The sequence below is a fragment of the Pseudomonas sp. GW821-FHT10C09 genome, from assembly GCF_059415465.1.
Genome location: NZ_JBWKNG010000023.1, coordinates 89,715 through 113,376, shown reverse-complemented (window position 1 = coordinate 113,376; position 23,662 = coordinate 89,715). Strand labels below are relative to the sequence as shown.

Annotated in this window: 19 protein-coding genes; 10 read left to right on the top strand and 9 right to left on the bottom strand. The window is 60.6% G+C overall.

Features of this window, described 5'->3' with window-relative positions:
- Positions 1-90: 90 nt before the first annotated feature.
- Positions 91-540: a Cd(II)/Pb(II)-responsive transcriptional regulator gene (cadR, locus tag AC07N8_RS22975; protein ID WP_027926516.1), complete on the bottom strand. Its 450-nt coding sequence runs from the start codon at positions 538-540 to the stop codon at positions 91-93.
- A gap of 85 nt (positions 541-625) precedes the next feature.
- Between cadR and AC07N8_RS22970 the strand changes: the two genes are divergently transcribed.
- The 8 genes from AC07N8_RS22970 to AC07N8_RS22935 all read left to right on the top strand — a co-directional run bounded on the left by AC07N8_RS22970 (position 626) and on the right by AC07N8_RS22935 (position 10,204).
- The gene (locus AC07N8_RS22970) at positions 626-2,887 is read left to right on the top strand and encodes a heavy metal translocating P-type ATPase (RefSeq protein WP_493145921.1); all 2,262 of its coding nucleotides are present in this window, start codon (positions 626-628) and stop codon (positions 2,885-2,887) included.
- A gap of 16 nt (positions 2,888-2,903) precedes the next feature.
- Complete coding sequence (locus AC07N8_RS22965) at positions 2,904-3,767, top strand: LysR family transcriptional regulator (RefSeq protein WP_493145920.1); 864 nt, start codon at positions 2,904-2,906, stop codon at positions 3,765-3,767.
- A gap of 209 nt (positions 3,768-3,976) precedes the next feature.
- A complete protein-coding gene (locus AC07N8_RS22960) occupies positions 3,977-5,053 on the top strand; it encodes a putative 2-aminoethylphosphonate ABC transporter ATP-binding protein (RefSeq protein WP_194940457.1) in 1,077 nt (358 codons plus the stop codon).
- Complete coding sequence (locus AC07N8_RS22955) at positions 5,053-6,777, top strand: putative 2-aminoethylphosphonate ABC transporter permease subunit (protein WP_493145919.1); 1,725 nt, start codon at positions 5,053-5,055, stop codon at positions 6,775-6,777. The genes AC07N8_RS22960 and AC07N8_RS22955 overlap by 1 nt, the downstream gene beginning before the upstream one ends.
- Before the next feature lie 45 nt (positions 6,778-6,822).
- Entirely contained in the window at positions 6,823-7,848 is a 1,026-nt protein-coding gene (locus AC07N8_RS22950) for a putative 2-aminoethylphosphonate ABC transporter substrate-binding protein (RefSeq protein WP_483843354.1), read from the top strand.
- 146 nt (positions 7,849-7,994) lie between these two features.
- Positions 7,995-9,128 carry a TIGR03364 family FAD-dependent oxidoreductase gene (locus AC07N8_RS22945; RefSeq protein ID WP_483843355.1) on the top strand — a complete coding sequence of 378 codons (1,134 nt, stop codon included), beginning with the start codon at positions 7,995-7,997 and terminating at the stop codon, positions 9,126-9,128.
- Positions 9,128-9,694, top strand: a complete 567-nt coding sequence (locus tag AC07N8_RS22940) for a phosphonate degradation HD-domain oxygenase (RefSeq protein ID WP_493145918.1) — start codon at positions 9,128-9,130, stop codon at positions 9,692-9,694. The genes AC07N8_RS22945 and AC07N8_RS22940 overlap by 1 nt, the downstream gene beginning before the upstream one ends.
- A gap of 84 nt (positions 9,695-9,778) precedes the next feature.
- On the top strand, positions 9,779-10,204 hold the full coding sequence (locus AC07N8_RS22935) for a hypothetical protein (RefSeq protein ID WP_493145917.1): 426 nt from the start codon (positions 9,779-9,781) through the stop codon (positions 10,202-10,204).
- 121 nt (positions 10,205-10,325) lie between these two features.
- Here the strand turns inward: AC07N8_RS22935 and AC07N8_RS22930 are convergent, their stop codons facing one another.
- Positions 10,326-11,702, bottom strand: coding sequence for a GTPase/DUF3482 domain-containing protein (locus AC07N8_RS22930; protein WP_493145916.1), 1,377 nt, complete (start codon positions 11,700-11,702; stop codon positions 10,326-10,328).
- Positions 11,695-13,074: a DUF2868 domain-containing protein gene (locus AC07N8_RS22925; RefSeq protein ID WP_493145915.1), complete on the bottom strand. Its 1,380-nt coding sequence runs from the start codon at positions 13,072-13,074 to the stop codon at positions 11,695-11,697. Before AC07N8_RS22925 ends, AC07N8_RS22930 begins: the two co-directional genes overlap by 8 nt.
- An 85-nt stretch (positions 13,075-13,159) precedes the next feature.
- Here AC07N8_RS22925 and AC07N8_RS22920 point away from each other — a divergent pair, with 85 nt between their 5' ends.
- Positions 13,160-13,672, top strand: a complete 513-nt coding sequence (locus AC07N8_RS22920) for a dihydrofolate reductase (RefSeq protein WP_483843360.1) — start codon at positions 13,160-13,162, stop codon at positions 13,670-13,672.
- A 116-nt stretch (positions 13,673-13,788) separates the two neighbouring features.
- On the opposite strand, the gene AC07N8_RS22915 is transcribed toward AC07N8_RS22920, so the two are convergent.
- Positions 13,789-15,180 carry an L-cystine transporter gene (locus AC07N8_RS22915; protein WP_059182009.1) on the bottom strand — a complete coding sequence of 464 codons (1,392 nt, stop codon included), beginning with the start codon at positions 15,178-15,180 and terminating at the stop codon, positions 13,789-13,791.
- Between the two features lie 257 nt (positions 15,181-15,437).
- Between AC07N8_RS22915 and AC07N8_RS22910 the strand changes: the two genes are divergently transcribed.
- On the top strand, positions 15,438-16,493 hold the full coding sequence (locus AC07N8_RS22910) for an HAD family hydrolase (protein ID WP_483843362.1): 1,056 nt from the start codon (positions 15,438-15,440) through the stop codon (positions 16,491-16,493).
- A 191-nt stretch (positions 16,494-16,684) separates the two neighbouring features.
- On the opposite strand, the gene ilvD is transcribed toward AC07N8_RS22910, so the two are convergent.
- The 5 genes from ilvD to AC07N8_RS22885 all read right to left on the bottom strand — a co-directional run bounded on the left by ilvD (position 16,685) and on the right by AC07N8_RS22885 (position 23,661).
- On the bottom strand, positions 16,685-18,526 hold the full coding sequence (gene ilvD, locus AC07N8_RS22905) for a dihydroxy-acid dehydratase (RefSeq protein WP_214379546.1): 1,842 nt from the start codon (positions 18,524-18,526) through the stop codon (positions 16,685-16,687).
- A gap of 258 nt (positions 18,527-18,784) precedes the next feature.
- Positions 18,785-19,993, bottom strand: coding sequence for an MFS transporter (locus AC07N8_RS22900; protein ID WP_483843363.1), 1,209 nt, complete (start codon positions 19,991-19,993; stop codon positions 18,785-18,787).
- Positions 19,986-20,963, bottom strand: coding sequence for a diiron oxygenase (locus AC07N8_RS22895; protein ID WP_493145914.1), 978 nt, complete (start codon positions 20,961-20,963; stop codon positions 19,986-19,988). Before AC07N8_RS22895 ends, AC07N8_RS22900 begins: the two co-directional genes overlap by 8 nt.
- Entirely contained in the window at positions 20,960-22,039 is a 1,080-nt protein-coding gene (locus AC07N8_RS22890) for a SagB family peptide dehydrogenase (protein ID WP_493145923.1), read from the bottom strand. The genes AC07N8_RS22895 and AC07N8_RS22890 overlap by 4 nt, the downstream gene beginning before the upstream one ends.
- 425 nt (positions 22,040-22,464) lie before the next feature.
- Positions 22,465-23,661, bottom strand: a complete 1,197-nt coding sequence (locus AC07N8_RS22885) for a class I SAM-dependent rRNA methyltransferase (RefSeq protein ID WP_007945535.1) — start codon at positions 23,659-23,661, stop codon at positions 22,465-22,467.
- Between the last annotated feature and the right edge of the window lies 1 nt (position 23,662).

The following is a 23,662-nucleotide window of genomic DNA, read 5'->3' as shown; positions in this document are numbered from 1 at the left end:
CTGCTGAACGGGCAGAGCGAATACCAATCGAAAACCAGTTGAGGGCTTCCCCTCAACCATAGAATCTCCCACAGTGGTTATGGGGTGTGCTCAGTGGCCGTGACTACGGCCCACATGGGAATGCTCCACCTCCGTCGCCACAACCCCGCCACTCACTTCCAGCCGCTGCAAAATCCCGCACTGATCAATCTCCGGCCCTTCACCACAGCGTTGGCGCAGGTCGAGCAGTTGTGTCTGCAACGCCAATAACCCATCGATCCGCGCCTTGACGTGGTGGATGTGTTCATCGATCAGCGCATTCACGCTTTCACACTGGTCCTGTGGGCTGTCGCGCAAGGCCAGCAGGCTGCGGATCTCTTCGAGCGTCATGTCGAGGGTGCGGCAGTTGCGGATGAAGGTCAGGCGTTCGGCGTGGGCCTGGGTGTAGACGCGGTAGTTGCCGTCGCTGCGGGCCGGTTCGGGCAGCAGGTTTTCGCGCTCGTAATAACGGATGGTTTCCACGGCGCAATCGGTCAGTTTGGCCAGTTCTCCGATCTTCATGACGGCAATCTCCAAATGGGTGCTTGACCCTATAGTGGCTACAGGGTCTTTACTTGGCAACAGGCACCTTCATGGACGCGACCCGATGAGCGATTCCCGACACACCCACACACACGAGGCTGGGCACGATCACAGCCACAAGCTGCAGCCTGTGACGAAGCACGAGCATGGCGGCCACGGCGATTCCTGCTGTTCCGCCAAAGCGGCGGCACCCTCACTGATCAAGTTGAGCGAAACGCCAACGGCCGGTGCGCGGCTGAGCAGTTTCCGCATCGACGCGATGGACTGCCCGACCGAGCAGACGCTGATCCAGAACAAACTCGGCAAGCTCGCGGGTGTGCAGCAGCTGGAATTCAACCTGATCAACCGGGTGTTGGGCGTGACCCATGACCTGCCGGGTACCGCGCCGATCATCGAGGCGATCAAGTCGCTGGGCATGGTTGCCGAACCGCTGGAGCAGGGCGTCGAAGCGCCCGCGCCGGCTCCCGAGAGAAAGCCGTGGTGGCCCTTGGCGCTGTCCGGTATCGGGGCGCTGGCCGCCGAAGTGATCCACTTCACCAATGCCGCGCCCAACTGGGTGGTGGCGATCATCGCGCTGGTGTCGATCCTCAGCGGTGGGCTGACCACGTATAAAAAGGGCTGGATTGCCCTGAAGAACCTCAACCTGAACATCAACGCGCTGATGAGCATTGCGGTGACCGGCGCGATCCTGATCGGGCAGTGGCCGGAAGCGGCGATGGTGATGTTCCTGTTCACCGTGGCCGAGTTGATCGAAGCCAAATCCCTGGACCGTGCGCGCAACGCCATCAGCGGCTTGATGCAGATGACCCCGGAGCAGGCCACGGTGCAGTTGGCGGACGGCAGTTGGGTCGAGCAGGACGTCAAAACCATCGAGCTGGGTGCGCGGGTGCGGATACGTCCCGGTGAGCGGGTCGGCCTCGACGGTGAAGTGCTCTCGGGCAGTTCGACCATCGATCAGGCGCCGATCACGGGCGAAAGCCTGCCGGTGGAGAAGACCGTCGGCGACAAAGTCTTTGCCGGCACCATCAATCAGGCGGGGTCTCTGGAATATGCGGTGACCGCAGCGGCCAACAACTCGACTTTGGCGCGCATCATCCACGCGGTCGAACAGGCTCAGGGTGCACGGGCGCCGACCCAGCGTTTCGTCGACCAGTTTTCCAAAATCTACACGCCGGCGGTGTTCATTCTTGCTCTGGCGGTCGCGGTGATTCCGCCGCTGTTCATGGGCGCAGTCTGGTTCGACTGGATCTATCGCGCGCTGGTGTTGCTGGTGGTCGCGTGCCCGTGTGCACTGGTGATTTCTACCCCGGTGACCATCGTCAGCGGCCTCGCGGCGGCGGCGCGCAAAGGGATTCTGGTCAAGGGCGGCGTCTATCTGGAGGGCGGTTACAAGCTCGATTACCTGGCGCTGGACAAGACCGGCACGATCACCCACGGCAAACCGGTGCAGACCGATTACCTGTCGCTCGACTCGACGGCTGACGAATCCGCCCCGGCGATTGCCGCAGCGCTGGCCGGTCGTTCGGATCACCCGGTGTCGCTGGCCATCGCCAACGCGGCTGTGGATAAACAATTCGCGCCGCTGATTGTGGATAACTTCGAAGCGCTGGCCGGTCGCGGTGTTCGCGGCGATATCAACGGTCAGACCTACCACTTGGGCAACCATCGTCTGGTGGAAGAACTGAACCTGTGTTCGCCAGCGCTGGAAGAGAAGCTGTTCGCGCTGGAGAAACAGGGCAAGTCGGTGGTGCTGCTGCTCGACAAGTCAGGCCCGTTGGCGTTGTTCGCCGTGGCGGACACGGTGAAGGAGTCCAGCCGCGAAGCGATCCAGCAACTGCACGACCTGGGCATCAAGACCCTGATGCTCACCGGCGACAACGTCCACACCGCTCAGGCGATTGCCGCGCAAGTCGGCATCGACGAGGCCAAGGGCGACCTGTTGCCGACCGACAAGCTGCAAGCCATCGAAGCCCTTTATGCACAGGGCCATAACGTCGGCATGGTCGGCGACGGCATCAACGACGCGCCGGCACTGGCGCGGGCCGAGATCGGTTTTGCCATGGCGGCGGCCGGTACCGACACGGCGATTGAAACCGCCGATGTCGCCCTGATGGACGACGATTTGCGCAAGATTCCGGCGTTCATCCGCTTGTCGCGCCAGACCTCCAGCATCCTGAAACAGAACATCGCCCTCGCTTTGGTGATCAAGGCGATCTTTCTTGGGGTAACCTTCGCCGGGATCGCTACCATGTGGATGGCGGTGTTCGCCGACATGGGCGTGAGCCTGTTGGTGGTGTTCAATGGTTTGCGCCTGTTGCGCAAATAAGCGATGAGGAGCGGGTGTGCTGAGTGCCGAGCTGAAGGCGTTTTACATGGTGGCCCGGTTGGGCAGCATTACCCTGGCGGCGAAAAAGCTCGGCCTGAGCCAGCCCACGGTGACGACGCAGATCCGCAACCTGGAAAGCCAGTACTCGGTTGAACTGTTCTACCGGGGCGGCCGCCGCCTCAGCGTCAGCGAAGAAGGCGCGCGGCTGCTGCCGATGGTCAAGGCATTGCTGCAGCAGGAAGCCGACATCGAGTTTTTCCTGCGCAACAGCGGCCAGGTCCAGGGCACATTGCGCATCGCGGCTACGGCGCCGTATTACATCCTTGATCTGGTGAAGACCTTTCGCGAGCGTTTGCCGCAAGTGGAGGTGTCGGTGGAAATCGGCAACTCCCAGCAAGTACTCGAAGCGCTGGAGGATTACCGGGTGGATGTCGCGGCGTCGTCGCAATTGCTCGACGATGCGCGGCTGATTCGGCGCGTGCTCGGCAGCGATCCGCTGGTGTTGGCGGTGCATCGCAATCATCCGCTGGCGGTTCATGACCATGTGCCGCTGAGCGCTTTGGCCGGGCATACATTGTTGATGCGCGAATCGGGCTCGACCACCCGGCGTCTGACTGAAGAGTTGCTGGCCGGCACCGGGGTGAGTTTCGGGCCGTTGCTGGAGATTGGCAGCCGTGAATCGATCCGGGAGGCGGTGCTGCGTAACATCGGCATCAGCATCATTGCCCGACAGGAAGTGCCGCACGATCCGCAACTGCGGGTGCTGACCATCGAAAATGCGCCGCAGATCCCCGAGTACCTGTATTGCCTCAAGGAACGCAAAGGCGCACGGCTGCCGGCGGCGTTTCTCGGGTTGGCGCAGGAAATGGCCCCGGCCTGAAATCTCAGGTGTCTATGCCGGCCTCTTCGCGAGCAGGCTCGCTCCCACAGTTGGCCGCATTCCCCTGTGGGAGCGAGCCTGCTCGCGAAGAGGCCAGACCGGGCAACCCAAATCCCTGAATACCACTATCAGCCATTTTTGCCTCACTGCCATATGACGGACGCATTACATCCCTAGGATGGCCTTCATCTGCTTGATGAGGCCTGTCCATGAACCACTCGATCGCAACTGCCCTGACCAACCCCGGCGCCCCGATGAAGGTGCGCGGCGTGCAGAAACGCTTTGGCGCCTTCACCGCGCTGGATAACGTTTCCCTCGACGTGGCGGCCGGTGAACTGGTGTGTCTGTTGGGCCCATCGGGGTGTGGCAAAACCACTCTGTTGCGCTGCATCGCCGGCCTGGAAAAACAGGACAGCGGCGAGTTGTACCTCGGTGATCGCGACGTTTCCCACCTGGCACCCCAGGCGCGGGACTACGGCATTCTGTTCCAGTCCTACGCGCTGTTCCCCAATCTCACCGTCGAAGCGAACATTGCCTACGGCCTCGCCGGCAGTGGTCGCGATGAAGTGCGCAAGCGTGTCGGCCAGATGCTGGAACTGGTCGGCCTGATCGGCAGTGAGAAAAAATACCCCGGCCAATTGTCCGGCGGCCAACAGCAGCGCGTTGCCCTGGCTCGGGCTCTGGCGCCGGCGCCTTCATTACTGTTGCTGGACGAACCGATGTCGGCGCTCGACGCCCGGGTTCGCGAGCATCTGTGCACCGAACTGCGCCAATTGCAGCGCAACCTCGGCATCACCACCCTGATGGTCACGCACAATCAGGACGAGGCCATGCTGATGGCCGACCGCATCGCCGTGATGAACAACGGCAAGGTCGAGCAGTACGCCACGCCGCAGGAAATATACGACCGTCCGGCCACGCCGTTTGTGGCGGAATTCGTCGGCCAGGGTAATTGGCTGCCGTTCCGCCGCAGCAGCGACAGCCACGCCCAGGTCGGCGGGCTGAACATGCGCCTTGCCGATGGCAGCGCTAAAACCGCGTCGGGCCGTTTGTTCTGCCGCCCGGAAGCGATCAACGTCAACCCGCTGGTGCATGAAGAAAACCTGTTCCCGGCCAAGGTTCGCGAGATTACGTTCCTCGGCAACCGCTGCCGCATGAGTTTCGAACTCGACCAATTGCCGGGCCATCCGTTGCTCGCCGAACTGGCGCCGGAAGCCATGCCGCGCCTTGGCGCCCAGCAGATCATGGTCGCCTTGCCGCCGCGCAGCCTGCAGGTGTTTGCCTGATGAGCGCGAACATCGCGCTGCCGATACCGCACAAGCAGGTTCGGCAGACCTCCCGTGCCGAAATCGGCGACCGGGTGTTCGTGGTCGGCGGCAAAATCCTGTTGCTGGCATTGCTCGGCGTCGCTGTATTGATGCCGTTGCTGGCGATCTTCTGGCGCGGCTTCAGCTCCGAAGCCGGGCAGGGCGGTGGCCTGGTGGCTGCACGGGAGTTGGTCACCAGCGAGAATTTTCACTGGCTGTTGGGTAACAGCCTCAAGGTTTCCCTAAGCGTCGCGGCGATTGTCGTACCGCTGGCCTATCTGTTTGCCTACGCCCTGCAACGCACATTGATTCCCGGTAAAGGCATCTGGCGCGCAATTTCGCTGCTGCCATTGATGGCGCCGTCGATGCTGCCGGGGATAGCGCTGGTGTATCTGTTCGGCAATCAGGGAATGTTGCGCGGCCTGCTCTCGGACAATATCTACGGCTTCTGGGGCATTGTGCTTGGCGAGGTGATCTACACCTTTCCACACGCCTTGATGATTCTGCTGTCGGCGCTGTCCCTGGCGGATGCGCGACTGTTCGATGCCGCCTCGAGCATGGGCGCGAGCCCGGCGAAAGCCTTCCGCAGCATTACCTGGCCGGCGACGCGTCAGGCCGTGTTCGCCGCGTTCTGCCTGGTCTTCACGTTGACCATCACCGACTTCGGCGTGCCCGTGGTGGTCGGTGGCGACTACCAGGTTCTGGCGCTGGAAGCTTACAAAGCCGTAGTCGGCCAGCAACAGTTCGGCCGCGGCGCGTTGATCGGCATGGTCCTGCTGTTGCCGGCACTGTTCAGCTTCGGCGTCGATGCGTGGTTGCGTCGACGTCACGGCGACTCCATGAGCGGGCGTGCGCAAGTCTTCAAACCTGCGCCATCGACACTGCGCGACGGCTGCTACCTGGGCATCGTGTTGCTGATCAGCGCGGCGTTGCTGCTGGTGTTCGGCATGGCGATCTTCTCTTCGCTGGTCAAGTTCTGGCCGTACAACCTGTCGCTCTCGCTCAACCACTACCAGTTCAACGACACGGCGGGCGGCGGCTGGCTGGCCTATGGCAACAGCGTGAAGATGGCGTTGTGCACGGCGTTGATCGGCAGCGTGCTGATCTTCACCGGCGCTTACCTGATGGAAAAAACCAAGGGCCAGCGCGGACTGAACCTGACCCTGCGCATGCTCAGTTTCGTACCGATGGCCGTGCCGGGGCTGGTGCTGGGCCTGGGTTACGTCTTCTTCTTCAACCTCACCGGCAACCCGTTGCATGTGCTCTACGGGACCATGACCCTGCTGGTGGTCTGCACCATTGCTCACTATTTGACCACCGCGCAAATGACCGCGACCACCGCGCTGCGTCAGCTCGACGCCGAGTTCGAAGCCGCCGCGCTGTCGCTCAAGGCACCGCTGTATCGGCACTACCTGCGCGTCACCGTGCCGATCTGCCTGCCGGCGCTGCTGGACATCGTGCGCTACCTGTTCGTCTCGGCCATGACCACCGTTTCGGCGGCGATCTTCCTCTACAGCCCCGACACCATCCTCGCGGCAGTGGCGGTGCTGAATATGGATGACGCCGGCAACGTCGGCGGCGCAGCGGCGATGTCGACCCTGATTCTGTTCACTTCGGCGGGCGTGTCCCTGCTGCTGGCCTGGGCCTCGCGCGGTTTGTTGCGCCGCTCCCAAGCCTGGCGGCAGACCGCTCCTGGCCACTGATTCACACCCTCAACTCAACTGCCGGTAAACAAAAGGTAAAACGACATGTTCAAGCCCCTGGCCCTGGCCGCTGCTGTTCTCTCTGCTTTCAGCCTGAACGCCTTCGCGGCGAAAACCGAGTTGACGGTGTACACCGCCCTCGAAGCCGAACAGCTGACCGCTTACAAGGCCGCTTTCGAAAAGACCAATCCGGACGTCGAGATCAAGTGGGTACGTGATTCCACCGGCATCATCACCGCCAAGTTGCTGGCCGAAAAAGCCCGCCCACAGGCTGACGCTGTCTGGGGCCTGGCCGCTTCGAGCCTGGCGATCCTCGATCAACAAGGCATGCTGCAAAGCTACGCGCCCAAAGATTTGGGCAAAATCGGCGGTAACTATCGCGACGCCGCCAACCCGCCAGCCTGGGTCGGCATGGACGTCTGGGCCGCGACCATTTGCTTCAACACCGTCGAAGCCGAGAAGCAGGGCCTGACCAAGCCTGTGAGCTGGCAAGACCTGACCAAGCCTGAGTACAAAGGCAAAATCGTGATGCCCAACCCGGCGTCGTCCGGCACCGGTTTCCTTGACGTCAGCGCCTGGCTGCAAACCTTCGGCGAGAAGCAGGGCTGGCAGTACATGGACGACCTGCACCAGAACATCGGCCAGTACGTTCACTCCGGCTCCAAGCCTTGCAAACTGGCGGCTGCCGGCGAATTCCCGATCGGTATTTCCTTTGAGTACCCAGCCGTTCAGCTGAAGCGCCAGGGCGCGCCGCTGGACATCATCCTGCCGAAAGAAGGCCTGGGCTGGGAGATCGAAGCGACCGCCGTGATCAAGGGCACACCGCACGAAGAGGCGGCGAAGAAACTGGCGGACTTCTCGGCAAGCCCGGCGGCAATGGAGCTCTACAAAGAGAACTTCGCTGTGCTGGCTCAACCGGGTATCGCCAAGCCGCAGACCGAATTGCCGGCCGACTATGAGCAGCGTTTGATCAAGAACGACTTTGCCTGGGCTTCCAAAAATCGCGATGAAATCTTGACCGAATGGCGCAAGCGCTATGACGGCAAGTCCGAGAAAGTGGTTGCCAAGTAAGATCTTCATCGGCTGACAGGGCCTCTTCGCGAGCAGGCTCGCTCCCACAGTAGATCTCCAGTGGATGGAGGTTTGGGATTATCCCCGATCAAATGTGGGAGCGAGCCTGCTCGCGAAAGCGGTCTCGAATTCAGAGCAAAAACTCAATGACACACCACAACGACCTGCTGATCGTCGGCGCCGGCATCCTCGGCCTGTCCCACGCCTATGCCGCCGCCCGACGCGGTCTGAAAGTCACCGTTTTCGAACGCAGCGAAACGCCCTTGGGCGCCTCGGTGCGCAACTTCGGCCAGGCCCTCGTCACCGGCCAGCCACCGGGCCCGATGCTCGAACTGGCCAAGGCCAGCCGCGAGATCTGGGGCCAATGGGCACAACTCGCCGGCCTTCAACTCAAGCGCAACGGTTCTTACCTGTTCGCCCGCACCGAAGCCGAAGAACAGCTGCTGGAAGCATTCTGCGCCGGTCGCGCCGTGGAACACGGTTACCGCGTCGAACTGCTGCGCGGCGCTGCGTTGCGTGATCTGTACCGTGGCCAGTTCACCCATCACCGCGCCGCGTTGCACGGGATGGACGATCAGCAGCTGTATTCTCGCGAAGCCATTCCGGCGCTGATCGACTACTTGCGCCGCGAACTCGGGGTGACCTTTCACTTTTCCACCCTGGTCCGCGACATCGAGCCGGGCCGCTTGCACAGCACCGCCGGCACCTTCAGTGCCGAGCAGATCATCGTCTGTTCCGGCCACGATTATCAGACGTTGCTGGCCGAGCCGATTGCCGCACTTAACCCGCAAATATGTCGCCTGCAAATGCTTCGCGCCCGCCCGCAGATCAACCTCAACCTGCAACACGCGTTGCTCACCGGTTTGAGTTGCGTGCACTACGGCGCCTTTGCCGATCTGCCGGAAGCCGCGGCGGTGCAGGCGCAAATTCTGCGCGACGAGCCGCACCTGCATGACAACGGCATCCATCTGCTGATCAGCCCGACGCCTTACGGCGAATTGATCATCGGCGACTCCCACCATTACGGCAGCGATCCGTCGCCGTTCAACGCCGAGCAAGTGGACGACTGGATGATCGAACTGGCCGAGCAGACGCTGGGCTGCAAGGTGCAAGTGGTCGAACGCTGGCAGGGTGTCTATGGTTCACGGGGGCCGGGGCCGTTTTCGTTCCTGCGTCCGGCACCGGGATTGAGCGTGGCGCTGATGCATACCGGCGTCGGTATGAGCGTCGGGCCAGCGATGGCTGAACGTAATGTGGCGACTTTGTTGGGAGAACATTGATGAGTAACCACGAACAGGTGATTGCCGAAGTGTTCGGTCTGTACGAACGCTTTGGCGACAGCGATTACATCGGAGAACCGGTGTCACAGATCGAGCACATGTCCCAGGCCGCGCAACTGGCGATGGCCGAAGGCTTCGATGATGAAGTGGTGTTGGCTGCGTTTTTTCACGACATCGGACACATCTGCGTCGAAAGCGCCGAGAACATGGGCGGCTTCGGCGTGGTCAGCCACGAACGACTGGGTGCCGATTACCTGCGCCGCGCCGGTTTCGGCGAACGCATGGCGCGACTTGTGGAATACCACGTACAGGCCAAGCGTTATCTGACGCTCAAAGAGCCTGGGTACTACGAGCGCTTGAGCGAAGCCAGCCGTCGCACCCTGGAATATCAGGGTGGGGTAATGACACCGGCCGAGGCTGAAGCCTTCGAGCAGGACCCTCTGTGCGAGGTCAGTTTGCGCATGCGCCAGTGGGACGAATTGGCGAAAGAGATGCGGGTTCCGGTGATCGACCTCGACATTTTGAAGGGCAAGGCTGCCGGTCTGTTATCCCGCGCAATGAGTTGACTTGTCCCACGTGCGATAGAGAACGGGCGCATGGTCCGTAGGACCGAACAGGTCCAGGCTGAGCTTTTCGACCGGAGCGCATGGATGCGTTATCTAAAAGTCATCGCACAGGATCAAAGCGCTAACGGCCAGCCCGATACGCTGTACTTTCGCTTTTATGAAGATGAACAGCTGCAGCGCGAAGCCACGCAAGCGGACCTGCATAAGCTGAAGCGTCTGGGCACCACCTATTTGAAATGTGCCTGGTGCAACGCCGGGGACGATGAGACGCGGCACCTGCGAATCTTCTCGCAAAACCCCAGCGCCGATGGCACCCCGGAAACGGTGCGGTTGCACTTTCATGACGGGGCGCAGATTGCCTATAAGGCGGCGGTTCACGACCTGGATAACGACGGGGCGTACGAGGTGGTGTTGAGTACTGACGTGGACAATGATGGCCGGGCGGATCGCACGGATCGAAACCGGGTCAGAACGTTGGTGCGCGAGTTTTTGAAGGTTGGGTGGTGGTGATCGACGCTTAAACCGAGTCGTGGCCTTCGCGAGCAGGCTCGCTCCCACAGGGGAACGCATTCCAATGTGGGAGCGAGCCTGCTCGCGAAGGGGCCGGTCCAAACACCACAAGCATCAAGGCTTAAAGCTGCTGCGCCAACACCTCAACCTGCTCCTGCCTTTCCGCCTGATTCAACTTCGCCTGCGGATTCAGCGACGACCACTGTGGATGCGCCCGAGCCTTGTTCAGTGCCTCGGGCAACTTGCCTTCGCGCCACGTTTTGTCCTGTGGCGTAGCGACCTGAATGCTGTCCATTGCCGCATGCCCGCGTGCGTTCAGCGCCTGCAACAACTGGCGCTGACGCAACGCCAACAACCGCAGCACACTGTCATCGATGGTCAGTTCTCGCTGGCCTTTGATCTTGCCGATTAACCGGCTGCCATAACTGCGCGCGGTTTGCAGTGCGCCACCGGCAATCGCACCGGCCAATGCTGCCGCACCCAGGGTCAGGCCGCCCACCAGCAAGTCGACCCCGGCCCCTGCTGCCGCGCCGGCCGCGATCCCGCTGCCGACCCGTACTCCGAGCTGCTTCAGGGTTTCCGGGTTAAACAAATCATCGCCCCAACGACCATCGAGCAACGGCAAGTCACTGGCCGCTGCATCCTGTGGGCGAAACGCGTAAAGCTTGAGCAGCGCTTCAACGCAGCGTTGCTCGCGCTGACGCACGGCTTTGTGCAGTTCGCTGATGGCGTGCCGTTCCTGCTCCGCGTCGCTGGCGACACTGCGTCGGCAGGCCGCGCAATCAATCAGCAATTCGGCAATCAACCGGACCGCACTTTGCTGACGGGCGAGACGCTGGGCCTGTTGATCGGCGATCAAGCGTTCAAGCTGTTCACGGGAATTTTCCAGGAGCAGCGCGAGGCTTTCATACAGACGACGTTCGCCATCCTCAGGCGGCGCGACGCTGTCGAAACGCACCAATGCGTGCAAGCCCAGACGGGCCAATGCTTCGCGCCAATCCGGCTCGCGGTGGTTGGCACTGCTGACGAAATTCAGCACCGGCAATAGCGGCTTGCCACAACTGGCCAGCACTTCCAGTTCGTCGCGGTACTTGGCCAGCACCGGTTCGCGGGCGTCGATCACGTAGAGGCCGGCATCGCAGGTGAGCAGTTGGCGCAACACTTTCGCTTCCTGCTCAAAGCGCTGCCGCGCTTCGCTGCCCTCAAGGAATCGCGCCAAGCGGGCCGGGCCGTCGAGGCGTTCGCCGGGACGTTCCAGGCGTTCGAGGTAGTCGAGCAGGGCGATGGCGTCTTCCAGACCGGGCGTGTCGAAGAGGTCGAGCAACGGCTCACCGTCCACCGACAACCTCGCGCCTTCGACATGGCGCGTGGTGCTGGGACGATGGGACACTTCGCCGAAGCCGACATCACGGGTCAGGGTGCGCAGCAATGAGGTTTTGCCGACGTTGGTATGGCCGACCACAGCGAGTTTCAACGGGGCCTTCCAGGCGTTACTCATGACCGGTCTCCAGCCAGTTCATCGGTGCGCAATCGGCGAACGGCAACTCCAGTTGCTGCAATGCGATGTGCCAGTCGCCCAAGCGTTCGGCGTCCAGCGCTTCGCCGGGCGGCGCTTGCAGCAGCCAGACGCGGGTGGCGGCGGCATTGCGCGCCAGTTCGGCGATCAGCGCCAGGCTGCCACGGTCCGGCGAGCGCCGTGGGTCGCAAGCGATTAGCAGGCGTGCGGGCGGAAAGCGGCTCAATTGTTCGAGGAGACGGTGGCGCGATTCACGGCTGTCGAGAATCCCGGCATTGCCCACGGTTTTCGGCAGTTGCGGTGGCCACGGTCGTTGGTCATCGAGTTCGATGGCGACCAACAGGGCGCCGTCGCTTTGCTGGTCGGTGACGCCGCTTTCGACGCGATGCAGTTGCGCCGGTGCCGCATCACTGATGCCCAGGCGTTCGCTGGTGGGCATCAAGCGCTCGCGCAATTGGGCATAGCCGGGCAGGTTCAGGTCCAGATGCAGTTTTGCCTGGCCGGTTTTCCAGCGCCACCGGCAAAACAGCATCAGCAGCAAGCGCGGCAGCACCCCGTAGATCAACAGGACGCCGACCAGCCAAGCGGCCCAGGCCTGTCGAGCGCTTTCGATGTTCAGCGCGGCATCGCCGCTGGCGCGGATCATTTCCACGGTGGGCACGCTGAAGCCGAGCAGGGCTGGAAGCGCGCCGAGTGCCTGGGTCATGGCGACGAAGGTGTCGGCGCTCAGAATGGTGGTTTCCCAGACGAAACCGTAGCGCCGGGTCGCCATCAGCGTCAGCAGAATCACCAGGGCGCTGAGCATCGCCAGCAGCCACAAGCCGTTGACCAGGGTGCCGACCGCCCAGCGATTGAGTTTGTGTCGTTGCAACAGCAGCAACAGGGCCGGGGCCAGTTGCGCGGCTTTGGCATCGCGCGCGAGTTTTTCGCTGAGCCACAACCATAAGCGCCCGAGGGTGGCGCCGTGTTCGCCGGCGAAGACCAGGCCCAGCGCCCAGCTGATCAACAGAATCAGGTTCAGCCCGAGCAGACTGCCCAAGGCCCAGAACACATTCACCGGGGTTTGCCCGTCGCCCATCGCGGCGAAGGCCAGGCCTGCACCGCTGATCACGGCCAGCACCGCCATCACGATCAGCGCCAGTCGCGCACCTTGCAGCCAGTGTTGCAGGGCGTTGGCCAAACCATCGCGTTCGGCCAGCCACACGGCCCGCCGTTGAATCCGTGTCGGCAAGTCACCGCCAGCGCTGCGGGCCAGTCGGTTGGCTTCCATGTCTTCCAGCGGGCCGGCATGTTCTTCACGCAGGCGCACGGTTTCGGTCAGCCAGAGATTTTGCAGTCCAGTCAGTTCAGTCACGCGCGATCCCATCGCTCCATTGAGCTGTGAGCATAACCGCTGTGGCGCTTATCGGGGTACGGATGGCTCTGGTATCCTCGCGGGCATGACTAAATCACTCCCCCTCAGCCTGATCGCAGCCCTCGGTGAAAACCGCGTGATCGGCGTCGACAACAGCATGCCCTGGCACCTGCCGGGGGACTTCAAATACTTCAAGGCCACCACCTTGGGCAAGCCGATCATCATGGGTCGCAAGACCTGGGATTCCCTCGGTCGGCCGCTGCCGGGCCGGTTGAACATCGTGGTCAGCCGTCAGGCGGATCTGGTGCTGGAAGGTGCCGAGGTTTACCCGTCGCTCGAAGCCGCGGTGGTTCGCGCCGAAGCATGGGCGAAGGAGCAGGGCGTCGATGAGCTGATGCTGATTGGCGGCGCGCAGTTGTATGCGCAGGGGATGGCCCAGGCGGATCGGTTGTATCTGACCCGCGTGGCGCTGAGCCCGGAAGGGGATGCGTGGTTTCCGGAGTTTGATCTGGGCCAGTGGAAACTGGTGTCCAACACCCCGAATCCGGCCGAGGGTGACAAACCGGCCTACAACTTCGAAGTCTGGGAAAAAGCCTAAGAGCTTCGCGAGCAGGCTCGCTCCCACAGTGGTTTTGAGGTGAGACTCACATGTGTGAACGCCGCCGAACCCTGTGGGAGCGAGCCTGCTCGCGAAAGCGGTCTAACTGGCGCTACCTAAGCGTGAGCCAGCTCAGAATGCTCATCCGCATCCAGCAACTCTTTATCCGTCTGCTGCATGATCTGGCTGGTAATCGCCCCCGCCGTCATCGACCCACTGACGTTCAGCGCTGTGCGCCCCATATCAATCAGCGGCTCGACCGAAATCAGCAACGCCACCAGTGACACTGGCAAACCCATCGCCGGCAACACGATCAGCGCGGCAAACGTCGCACCACCGCCCACACCCGCCACACCGGCCGAGCTCAGCGTCACAATCGCCACCAACGTCGCGATCCACAGCGGGTCCAGCGGGTTGATGCCCACGGTCGGTGCGACCATCACCGCCAACATCGCCGGGTACAGACCGGCACAGCCGTTCTGGCCAATGGTCGCGCCAAACGACGCGGCGAAGCTGGCGATGGACTGGGGAATACCCAAGCGGCGAGTCTGCGCTTCGATACTCAATGGAATCGTTGCCGCGCTCGAGCGGCTGGTGAACGCAAACGTCAGCACCGGCCAGACTTTGCGGAAGAACCGCAACGGGTTGATCCCGGCGGCCGACACCAGCAGGCCATGCACCACAAACATCAGACCCAGGCCGATGTAGGACACCACGACAAAACTGCCGAGCTTGATGATGTCTTGCAGGTTGGAACCGGCAACCACTTTGGTCATCAGCGCCAGCACGCCGTACGGGGTCAGCTTCATCACCAGGCGCACCAGACGCATCACCCAGGCTTGCAGGGTGTCGATGGCATTGATCACTTTCTGACCTTTCTCGACGTCATCCTTCAGCAATTGCAGGGCGGCGACGCCGAGGAACGCCGCAAAAATCACCACGCTGATGATTGAGGTCGGCTTGGCGCGCGCCAGATCGGCAAACGGGTTTTGCGGGATGAACGAGAGCAACAGCTGCGGCACGTTCAGGTCCGCCACCTTGCCGGCGTAGTCGGTCTGGATGGTTTGCAGGCGCGCCATTTCTTGCGTGCCGGCCACCAGGCCTTCGGCGGTCAGGCCAAACAGATTGGTCAAACCGATGCCGATCAACGCCGCGATGGCGGTGGTGAACAGCAGCGTGCCAATGGTCAGGAAGCTGATCTTGCCCAATGACGACGCGTTGTGCAGGCGGGCCACGGCGCTGAGGATCGAGGCGAACACCAGCGGGATCACGATCATTTGCAGTAACTGCACATAACCGTTACCCACCAGATCGAACCAGCCGATCGAGGCTTTCAACACCGGATTGCCGGCGCCATAAACGGTGTGCAGCGCCACACCAAACACCACGCCCAGCACCAGCGCAAGCAGGACTTTTTTCGCCAGGCTCCAAGTGGTGTGGCGGGTTTGTGCCAGGCCGAACAGCAGGGCAAGGAACACCAGCAGATTGAGGATCAGCGGCAGATTCATAAAAACTCCGATCAGACATGTGCCAGCTACCTTCCGGGGCAGCCGCGAACCGGCAAGCCTAACAGCTTGATATCTAATGAATTAATACCAAAATCGGAGGTGAACTGTCGTTTTTGGAATAAGCCGGTGTCGCTGTCAGGAATGCAGCTGGCGCGATGGGTACGGTAGCGGTCGCTGACAGACGAGGACTGTCACACTTATTTGTTAGCGTGGATGTCTTCCAAATTCAGGGACTTTTAATAAGGAGAAGCAGGTCGATGAAATTCATACCAAAAATACTGGCTGCAGCCATTTGCCTGGGCCTTGCGGGCCAGGCATTCGCCACCGACTTGAAACACTGGCCGGCCGATCAGGCCAAGGCGCTGGACGCAATGATTGCCGCCAACGCCAACAAAGGTAACTACGCGGTGTTCGACATGGACAACACCAGTTACCGCTACGATCTGGAAGAGTCGTTGCTGCCATTCATGGAGAACAAGGGCCTGATCACCCGCGACAAACTCGACCCTTCCCTGAAACTGATTCCGTTCAAGGACACTGCTGACCACAAGGAAAGCCTGTTCAGCTACTACTACCGCCTCTGCGAAATTGACGACATGGTGTGCTACCCATGGGTCGCGCAAGTGTTCTCCGGCTTCACCCTCAAAGAACTCAAAGGCTATGTCGACGAGCTGATGGCGTCCGGCAAACCGGTGCCGGCCACTTATTACGAAGGCGACGTGGTCAAAAAACTCGACGTCAACCCGCCGAAAGTCTTCACCGGCCAGGCCGAGCTGTACAACAAGCTGATGGAGAACGGCATCGAGGTCTACGTGATGACCGCCGCCTCCGAAGAGCTGGTGCGCATGGTCGCTTCCGATCCGAAGTACGGCTACAACGTCAAACCGCAGAATGTCATTGGCGTGAGCCTGCTGCTCAAGGATCCGAAGTCCGGCGAGCTGACCACCGCGCGCAAGCAGATCACCGCAGGCAAGTATGACGAGAAGGCCAACCTCGGCCTCGAGCTGACCCCGTACCTGTGGACCCCGGCGACCTGGATGGCCGGCAAGCAAGCCGCAATCCTGACCTACATCGATGAGTGGAAAAAACCGGTGCTGGTCGGCGGCGACACCCCGAGCAGCGATGGTTACATGCTGTTCCACAGCGTCGACGTGGCAAAGGGCGGCATTCACTTGTGGGTTAACCGCAAGGACAAATACATGACTCAGATTAACGGCATGATGGCCAAGAACGCGGCGGCCCAGGCCAAGGAAGGGCTGGAGGTTACTGCGGACAAGAACTGGGTGATCGTGAAGCCGGAAGAAATCCAGTAAGCCCACACAGATCCAAATGTGGGAGCGAGCCTGCTCGCGAAGACGGTGTGTCAGTTGTCATCTCTGTTTCTGACATACAGCTTTCGCGAGCAGGCTCGCTCCCACAGGGGGTCTACAGTGTTTGGGAGTTTTGATCAGACAAAAAAAATGCCCCGCACTTGGCGGGGCATTTTTATTTCTGCGATTGACGCTTACAGCCCGTCGAGCATCGCCTTGTTACGTACGGCACCCTTGTCGGCGCTGGTCGCCAGCAGGGCGTAGGCTTTCAGTGCGGTGGTCACCTTGCGTGGACGTTTTTCCACAGGCTTCCAGCCTTTCTGATCCTGCTCGGCACGACGCCCGGCCATTTCTTCGTCGCTGATCAACAGGTTGATCGAGCGGTTCGGGATGTCGATCAGCACTTTATCGCCGTCCTGTACCAGACCAATCGCGCCGCCCGCTGCCGCTTCCGGCGAAGCGTGGCCGATGGACAGGCCAGAGGTGCCGCCGGAGAAGCGACCGTCGGTGAGCAGGGCGCAGGCTTTGCCCAGGCCTTTGGATTTCAGGTAAGACGTCGGGTACAGCATTTCCTGCATGCCCGGGCCGCCTTTCGGGCCTTCGTAACGAATGATCACGATGTCGCCGGCCTTCACTTCGTCAGCGAGGATGCCGCGTACGGCGCTGTCCTGGCTTTCGAAGATCTTCGCGTTGCCTTCGAAGACGTGGATCGACTCGTCGACGCCCGCGGTTTTCACTACACAGCCGTCCAGTGCGATGTTGCCGTAGAGAACGGCGAGGCCGCCTTCTTTCGAATAAGCATGTTCGACACTGCGGATGCAGCCGTTTTCACGGTCGTCGTCGAGGGTTTCCCAACGGGTCGACTGGCTGAACGCGGTTTGCGTCGGAATGCCTGCCGGGCCGGCCTTGAAGAAGTGATGCACGGCTTCGTCGTCGGTCTGGGTGATGTCCCACTTGGCGATGCCTTCCGCCAGGGTCTTGCTGTGCACGGTCGGCAGGTCGGTGTGCAGCAGGCCGCCACGGGCCAGCGAGCCGAGGATGCTGAAAATCCCGCCAGCACGGTGCACGTCTTCCATGTGGTACTTCTGGATGTTCGGCGCGACTTTGCACAGTTGCGGCACGTGGCGGGACAGGCGGTCGATGTCGCGCAGGTCGAAATCGATCTCGGCTTCCTGGGCCGCGGCCAGCAAGTGCAGGATGGTGTTGGTGGAACCGCCCATTGCGATGTCCAGCGTCATGGCGTTTTCGAACGCCTTGAAGTTGGCGATGTTGCGCGGCAAAACCGACTCGTCGTTGTCGGTGTAATAACGCTTGCACAGCTCGACGATGGTGCGGCCCGCTTGCAGGAACAATTGCTCGCGGTCGCTGTGGGTGGCCAGGGTCGAACCGTTGCCCGGCAATGCCAGGCCCAGGGCTTCGACCAGGCAGTTCATCGAGTTGGCGGTGAACATGCCGGAGCACGAACCGCACGTCGGACAGGCGCTGCGCTCGTACTCAGCGACTTTCTCGTCAGAAGCGCTGGAGTCGGCGGCGATCACCATGGCGTCGACGAGGTCGAGACCGTGGCTGGCCAGTTTGGTCTTGCCGGCTTCCATCGGGCCGCCGGAAACGAAGATCACCGGGATGTTCAGGCGCAGGGACGCCATCAGCATGCCGGGGGTGATCTTGTCGCAGTTGGAGATGCAGACGATGGCGTCGGCGCAGTGGGCGTTGACCATGTACTCGACGGAGTCGGCGATGATCTCGCGGCTCGGCAGCGAATACAGCATGCCGTCGTGGCCCATGGCGATGCCGTCATCCACGGCAATGGTGTTGAATTCTTTTGCCACACCGCCGGCGCGTTCGATTTCGCGGGCGACCAGTTGGCCCAGGTCCTTGAGGTGGACGTGGCCCGGTACGAACTGGGTGAAGGAGTTGGCAATGGCGATGATCGGCTTTTTGAAGTCGTCATCTTTCATCCCCGTGGCGCGCCACAGTGCGCGGGCGCCGGCCATGTTGCGGCCGTGGGTGGATGTTTTCGAGCGGTAATCAGGCATGAAGCACTCCGGGCGGCTAATCAGGTATCAAAAGGGAAGTGAGCTTCTATTGACGTCTGGAACACTCAGAAATGGCCGTGTGTCCGGAAGTTGCCGATAACTTTGCGGGATCGCCGCGCGCTTCAGCTTGAGCTCATAAACCCGCCGGGGGATGACTGGCGATGAATGTCGCGATTCTACACGGCTGGCGTCAGGAGGGAATGCCGGCAAGCGTTGATCCAGTGCTGACTGCGCGGGCGAGATGACGACTGGCACGTATCACCCGGTATTGAGTGCCTGTTCAGTCTTGTGGTTGATCACGGCGTTCACCCCAAGTCCTGCAACGCTCAGCATCAGGAAGCCCAGGGCCAGAGTCGTGGTCAGGTTGTCGGGCGTCAGATTGATCACCGAACTGATTACACCGCCGAACATGAAAATCAGCATGGCCCCGACCGAGGTGGAGGCACCGGCATTCTCCGGGTGAAGGCTCATCGCCTTGGAGTTGACGATTGGCCTGGCGATAGTGGTGCCGATGGTGCAAACCAGCATCGAAATCAGCACCGTCGCCGTAGAAAGACCGAACTGGCGAGTCAGCCACAGCATGAGCCCGCCTGAAACGGCGATCAGGCCCAGGCCGATAATGATCTGGGTGTTGGCCTTCAGGTATCGATGCAACACGCTGGCTAATACCCCACCGAACACATAAGCCACGCCATACAGCAGCAACGCCCAGGCGAATTCATATGGCGAGAGCGCCAGACGCTCCATGAAAATGATGGGCGAAGAAACGATGAACGAAAAATGGCAAGCGAAGGCCAGGGCTGAAATCAACCAGTAACCCATGAAGCGAACATCCGAACACAAGCGCCAATAAGCACTAAAAACCCCCGTATGCGCAGCCCGGCGCACTGGCGGTATTTGCTTGAGCAGCCGGTAGGTGCCGACCCATGCAACAAATGCCAGTGCCATGAATACATAGAAACTGCCTTGCCAGCCGAGGCACGATTGCAGCCAGGTTCCCAGCAGGGGCGAAATCGAAATGAATACTCCGCCTGCCGTCACCATCCAGATTCTGATGCGCTCTCGTTCACGACCGACGAACAGGTCCTGGATCAGTGCCTGCGACAATGAAAATGATCCGCAGCCGATCGCCTGAACCATGCGAAACGCCAGAAACCAGCGGTAGTCGCTGGCGAACACGCAGCCAACCGCTCCAATTGCCGCGATGGCAATACCTCCCAGCAGCAGCTTCTTGCGCCCCCACGCATCCGACAATGGCCCGACCAGCATCACGGAGAGTGCCAGGCTGATGGCGAACACGCTGACGGACAGGGAAATCCCGGACGACGAGGTCTGAAAGTAATCGCCAAGATCGGGAAAGGACGGGAGCACGACATCGAGGGGAAAGACACCCAGCAGCGTCATGGTCATCAACAGCGTGACCGTGGCCCGGCGTTTGACGCTGGCCGCATCGTTTCCTTCACTCATCAAGAAGCCCGGCCTGGGTGAACAGTTTCCGGTTAGAAGACAGATCGAAGAACCCGGCGTTTTTCAAGGCATCCAGGGTAGCGCTGGCGCCCGAACGGGCCCGTTGCAGAGTGGCTTGCGCATCGGACAGTCCTTCGATGATTTCCAGGCAGGCTGTCTCGCTGAGACCGACACTGCGAAGGCTCGTCCTCAGCCAGCGCTCATCGACCTCAAAGAAAACCCGGATGAGCTCCGGCAGCAGACTGGCGCAGAACAGGCGTTGAGCGCTGGTCAGGTGCAGCCACAGATAATGGAACACTTCGCAGAAATAGCGACTGTGTCGCGCCTCGTCGGCGAGGTGGTCCCTGAGCATTCCCTGAACGCCGTCCACCAACGCATCGCGACAGATGTCGAGCAGATCCTTGGCGATGATCGTCTCGGAGACAAAACCGGTGAGGAACCAGGCCAATGGCTTGTGCCGGTCAGGTGCGCGCTCGAGCAGGGCGTGCAGCCGGCTGATTCGCTGCGGCATGACGGGCCGATCAAACATGCCGTAGAACTTGGCAATCTGCTCGGCGAGGCTGTTGGAAAAGAGCGCGTGATAGCCCTCGTCGGTGTAGAGCTGCAGCGCAGCGTTTTTCATCCGCTGTGGAATGCTCACACCGAGTTCGTCATGGACGATGGTTTCGACCGATCGATTGACGATGCGATGTTCGAGCAAGGTGGTGTAGTCGAGGAAATACACCAGGTGATTGGCTGACAGTCGATGAGTGATCTCCGGGCCGGCGTCTTTGACGGCCAGGTGATTCAAATAAGGCAGGAAGGCCGGCGGGAACCAATGCCGGGTTTCCAGTTGCTGTTCAATATCGGGCGGCAATAAATAGGTGTGTTTGCTGGTTCGCACCGCGGCGCGGTTATCCCAGTCGCCGAGGGTAAAGCGATCGGCCCAGCCAGTGGGAGGCGTTGCCTGTTCAAGGCGCGTGTCGGTCATGATGGCGAGTCCTGACGGTTCAGCAGCGCCTTCAATTCCTTGCACAGCACGTCCCCGTTGCTCTTGCCGCAACCGACAAAAAACAAGGGCTGTTCCGGGCTGTCATTGAGTCCCAGCAGCATTTCAACCTGATCGTCCGTCAGTGCTCCGGTCAGCCAGGTGTTCAGGCCCAGCGAAGTGGCCACCAGCTGAAAGGTCTGGGAGATATGCCCGGCTTCAACGTAGGCCATTCGGTACGCGCGTGAGTGTTCATATTTCCACCACAGCTTGTCGAAACGGCTGGTGATGAATAGTCCCACGGGCAGGTTGTTGATGAAGTGCTGCCCGCACAGAAGTTGCCCCAACGGCCAACCGGGCAGTGGGTTGACGAATCTCAGCGCATGCCCGGTTGGAAGGTAGGCATAAAGCCCGGGCTTCAGGCCGCTGACATTTTGAACAAGCAGGAAGCCTTCACAGGCGTTTAGCCCGCCGCCGGAGGGACTGGTACGCCGGGCGCCAAATCCTTCGACACAGTTTTCGTCAATGGCGTCTTCACGTTCTCGCAAGTAGCCCAGCGACAAGTAGAGCAACGTGCTGACCACTTCAAGCGAGAGGGCGTCCCCGGTGAAGGTGCGGCAGGTTTTTCGGTCGATCAGGGTGTTGGCCAACGTGCCTTCTGGCAGGCATGCAGGTTTTGGCAGCGAAATCAGTTCGCCTGCCAGGCGTTCGGCAAGCCTGTTGCCGGGAACCGGTGTGGCCAGAACTTCGTTGCAATGGTCCAGATACTCTCTCGACCACTCGTGAATATCTTGTGGTGTATGTTGGCAGGGGATGTTCTTGGTGCCGATATGGAATATTTTCGACAGTTCATCCCAGCCCCATTCAATAATGACAGGTGCTGAAGAGGTGAGTATTCCGGCATCAAGAAGTTGTATGTCTATGCTGTTGCTGTTACTGAAGTTGTCGGGGTTGCTGATAAGTTCTGCAAGTCGGGTTGAATACTCTAGATCCAGTTCGTATTGTTTGTGGTTTTTGTAATCCCAGACTATTTGACCGGGCGTGCGTGGAAGTATGAAGAGATGAGGGTTTATCTGCATGATAGGCGGTTTGCTCTGGAGTTTTTTCATGGAAAACGCTGGGTAGCCGGCACTCCCCAGCGCTTCATCTACTTAGCGGGCTTTCGGGGCAACCAGGAAAGACAGGTTGGCGATGGCGTTTGCTTCCAGAGTAATTGCTTTCATGTTTGTAACTCCTTGTCATTGATAATGAGCGTCACTTCAATGTGACAACTCAATCATAGTTGGTAATGAATCCTTATCAAGGAGAAATTGAGTAGGAATATTCTAGTAGTTTTGTCGGATCAGTCGCGGGCACGAGCCGATTTTGTAAGGCGTATTCTCTTAAATAAAAGACACAGGGAAATGTCCTGCATATCGTCCGGATTGCAAGTGTAGGAAGTTGTAGGAATGTATTTCGAATAATAGAACGGGGAGCCGATGGGCTCCCCGTCAAACCGGCGTAATCAGCTGTTTGGCAGCAGGCGGCAAGTGATGCTCTTGATGTAGCGGGTTTCAGCGATGGCCGGGTGAACCGGGTGATCCGGGCCCTGAGCGCCACGCTCCAGCAACTGAATGTTGCGGTCCAGGTGACGGGCGCTGGTCAGCAGGATGTTTTGCAGGTCGTCTTCTGGCAGGTGCATCGAGCACGAAGCGCTCACCAGGATGCCGTCCTTGCTGAGCAGGCGCATGGCTTGCTCGTTCAGGCGACGGTAGGCGCCTTCGCCGTTCTTCATGTCTTTCTTGCGTTTGATGAACGCCGGCGGGTCGGCCACGATCACGTCGAAGCGTTCTTCGCTGGCTTTCAGCTCTTTGAGGGCTTCGAACACATCGCCTTCAATGCAGGTCATTTTGTCGGCGAAACCATTCAGGGCGGCGTTACGCTCGACGCCGTCGAGGGCGAAGGCCGACGCGTCGACGCAGAACACTTCACTGGCGCCGAAGGCGGCTGCTTGTACGCCCCAACCACCGATGTAGCTGTACAGGTCGAGCACGCGTTTGCCTTTGGCATACGGGGCCAGGCGTGCGCGGTTCATGCGGTGGTCGTAGAACCAGCCGGTTTTCTGGCCTTGCATGACCGGGGCTTCGAATTTCACGCCGTTTTCTTCCAGCGCGACCCACTCCGGCACCAGGCCGAACACGGTTTCGACGTAGCGGTTGAGGCCTTCGGCATCACGGGCGGCGGAGTCATTCTTGAACAGAATGCCGCTTGGCTTGAGCACTTGGGTCAACGCGGCGATCACGTCTTCTTTATGAGCTTCCATGGTCGCCGAGGCGATCTGTACCACGAGGATGTCGCCGAAACGGTCGACCACCAGGCCTGGCAGCAGGTCGGAGTCACCGTAGACGAGGCGATAGAACGGCTTGTCGAACAGGCGATCGCGCAGCGACAGGGCGACGTTGATGCGGTGAACGAGCAACGACTTGTCCAGCGGCAACTTGATGTCGCGCGACAGCAGGCGGGCGCAGATCAGGTTGTTCGGGCTCATGGCAACAATGCCCAGCGGCTTGCCGCCGGCGGCTTCGAGGATCGCCTGATCACCGGCCTTGAAGCCGTGCAATGGGGTGGCGGCGACATCGATTTCGTTGCTGTAGACCCACAAGTGGCCGTTTCGCAGGCGACGGTCGGCGTTGGCTTTGAGGCGCAGGCTAGGCAGGGACATG

Coding starts and splice junctions, on each gene's coding strand:
- AC07N8_RS22890 (WP_493145923.1), bottom strand. CDS start 22,039: ATGCAGATAAACCCTCATCTCTTCATACTTCCACGCACGCCCGGTCAA.
- AC07N8_RS22935 (WP_493145917.1), top strand. CDS start 9,779: ATGCGTTATCTAAAAGTCATCGCACAGGATCAAAGCGCTAACGGCCAG.
- AC07N8_RS22900 (WP_483843363.1), bottom strand. CDS start 19,993: ATGAGTGAAGGAAACGATGCGGCCAGCGTCAAACGCCGGGCCACGGTC.
- cadR (WP_027926516.1), bottom strand. CDS start 540: ATGAAGATCGGAGAACTGGCCAAACTGACCGATTGCGCCGTGGAAACC.
- ilvD (WP_214379546.1), bottom strand. CDS start 18,526: ATGCCTGATTACCGCTCGAAAACATCCACCCACGGCCGCAACATGGCC.
- AC07N8_RS22910 (WP_483843362.1), top strand. CDS start 15,438: ATGAAATTCATACCAAAAATACTGGCTGCAGCCATTTGCCTGGGCCTT.
- AC07N8_RS22940 (WP_493145918.1), top strand. CDS start 9,128: ATGAGTAACCACGAACAGGTGATTGCCGAAGTGTTCGGTCTGTACGAA.
- AC07N8_RS22970 (WP_493145921.1), top strand. CDS start 626: ATGAGCGATTCCCGACACACCCACACACACGAGGCTGGGCACGATCAC.
- AC07N8_RS22895 (WP_493145914.1), bottom strand. CDS start 20,963: ATGACCGACACGCGCCTTGAACAGGCAACGCCTCCCACTGGCTGGGCC.
- AC07N8_RS22945 (WP_483843355.1), top strand. CDS start 7,995: ATGACACACCACAACGACCTGCTGATCGTCGGCGCCGGCATCCTCGGC.
- AC07N8_RS22960 (WP_194940457.1), top strand. CDS start 3,977: ATGAACCACTCGATCGCAACTGCCCTGACCAACCCCGGCGCCCCGATG.
- AC07N8_RS22920 (WP_483843360.1), top strand. CDS start 13,160: ATGACTAAATCACTCCCCCTCAGCCTGATCGCAGCCCTCGGTGAAAAC.
- AC07N8_RS22950 (WP_483843354.1), top strand. CDS start 6,823: ATGTTCAAGCCCCTGGCCCTGGCCGCTGCTGTTCTCTCTGCTTTCAGC.
- AC07N8_RS22885 (WP_007945535.1), bottom strand. CDS start 23,661: ATGTCCCTGCCTAGCCTGCGCCTCAAAGCCAACGCCGACCGTCGCCTG.
- AC07N8_RS22930 (WP_493145916.1), bottom strand. CDS start 11,702: ATGAGTAACGCCTGGAAGGCCCCGTTGAAACTCGCTGTGGTCGGCCAT.
- AC07N8_RS22915 (WP_059182009.1), bottom strand. CDS start 15,180: ATGAATCTGCCGCTGATCCTCAATCTGCTGGTGTTCCTTGCCCTGCTG.
- AC07N8_RS22955 (WP_493145919.1), top strand. CDS start 5,053: ATGAGCGCGAACATCGCGCTGCCGATACCGCACAAGCAGGTTCGGCAG.